Annotated in this window: 3 protein-coding genes; 2 read left to right on the top strand and 1 reads right to left on the bottom strand. The window is 74.2% G+C overall.

Annotated elements, in window-relative coordinates; translation table 11 throughout:
* Both CCN33_RS30490 and CCN33_RS30495 read left to right on the top strand, forming a co-directional pair.
* A partial coding sequence (locus CCN33_RS30490; protein WP_086696505.1) for a GTP-binding protein occupies nucleotides 1-521 on the top strand: 521 nt, incomplete at its 5' end.
* A gap of 74 nt (nucleotides 522-595) precedes the next feature.
* The gene (locus tag CCN33_RS30495; protein ID WP_086696506.1) at nucleotides 596-1,129 is read left to right on the top strand and encodes an NUDIX domain-containing protein; all 534 of its coding nucleotides are present in this window, start codon (nucleotides 596-598) and stop codon (nucleotides 1,127-1,129) included.
* Here the strand turns inward: CCN33_RS30495 and CCN33_RS30500 are convergent.
* Nucleotides 1,123-1,347 (bottom strand): hypothetical protein (locus CCN33_RS30500; RefSeq protein ID WP_140394777.1); only part of this gene is annotated, 225 nt, incomplete at its 5' end. The two genes, CCN33_RS30495 and CCN33_RS30500, sit on opposite strands and share 7 nt — an antisense overlap.

The following is a 1,347-nucleotide window of genomic DNA, read 5'->3' on the forward strand; positions in this document are numbered from 1 at the left end:
GCAAGACCACCATGGTCGGCGCGGTCAGCGAGATCCGGCCGCTGCGCACCGAGGAGGTGCTGACCGAGGCCGGGCGGCCCATCGACGACACCGACGGCGTCGAGGGCAAGCGCACCACCACCGTGGCCATGGACTTCGGCCGCATCACCCTCCGCGCCGACCTGGTGCTCTATCTGTTCGGCACGCCCGGCCAGGAGCGGTTCTGGTTCATGTGGGACGAGCTGTCCGAGGGCGCGCTCGGCGCGGTCGTCCTCGCCGACACCCGGCGCCTGGAGGACTGCTTCGCCGCCGTCGACTACTTCGAGCGCCGGTCGATCCCGTTCGTGGTCGGCGTCAACTGCTTCGAGGGAGCGGCCCGTTACCCGGCGGAGTCGGTCCGCAAGGCGCTCGACCTCGACACGGACGTGCCCGTGCTGCTGACCGACGCCCGCGACCGGGAGTCGGTGAAGACCGTGCTGATCGGCGTCGTCCAGCACGCCATGGAGCTCGCCGCCGAACGCCGCCGCGCCCTCGCCACCTGACCCGCGGGGCACCCGCCCCACCCGTCTCTCCGGCACCCCGCGACACGCCCGCCGTGATCGGATACAGTCCGCGCGTGTCCGAGATTCAGCAGCCGGCCGCCAACTCCGGTCCCGGTTCCCACTGTTCGAGCTGCGGGGTCCCCTACGGGGACGGCGTCACGGGCTGGCCGCGTACCTGCCCCGCCTGCGGGACCACCGCCTACCGCAACCCGCTGCCGGTGGCCGTCGTGCTCCAGCCCGTGTACGACACCCACGACGCCGCCCTGGTCGTCATCACCCGTACCGTCGCCCCGCAGCTGGGAGGAGTCGCGCTGCCCGGCGGTTTCATCGACGACCGGGAGGACTGGAAGCACGCCGCCGTCCGCGAACTGCGCGAGGAGACCGGCATCGAGGCCGAGGCCCGCGACCTGCGGCTGGTGGACGCCATGAGCTCGCCGGACGGCCATCTGCTGCTCTTCGGGCTCCTTCCGGAACGCCCCGCGGACTCGCTCCCGGCCTCCGCCGCCACCGACGAGACCGAGGGCTGGCACCTGCTGCGCGGCCCCGAGGAACTCGCCTTCCCGCTGCACACCCTGGCCGTCCGCGCCTGGTTCGAGGGCCGCTACTGACCGGGGGCGGCCCCGCCGAGACCCCGTACGCGCACCGGCCGGGACGGCTCGACGGGGCCGCCGCCCGCCTCGTGGCTGACGACCACGCACGAGCCGTCCCAGCGAGCGGCGTACCGCTCGACCTCCCCCGTGTCCGGCACCACCAGACCGCCCCCGGCCCGACCCCGCGCGGGCGCCCACACCTCCAGCGTCAGGGTGCCGTCCGCACCCCGCACGGG

Source organism: Streptomyces recifensis, assembly GCF_002154615.1.
Lineage (GTDB): Bacteria > Actinomycetota > Actinomycetes > Streptomycetales > Streptomycetaceae > Streptomyces > Streptomyces griseoluteus.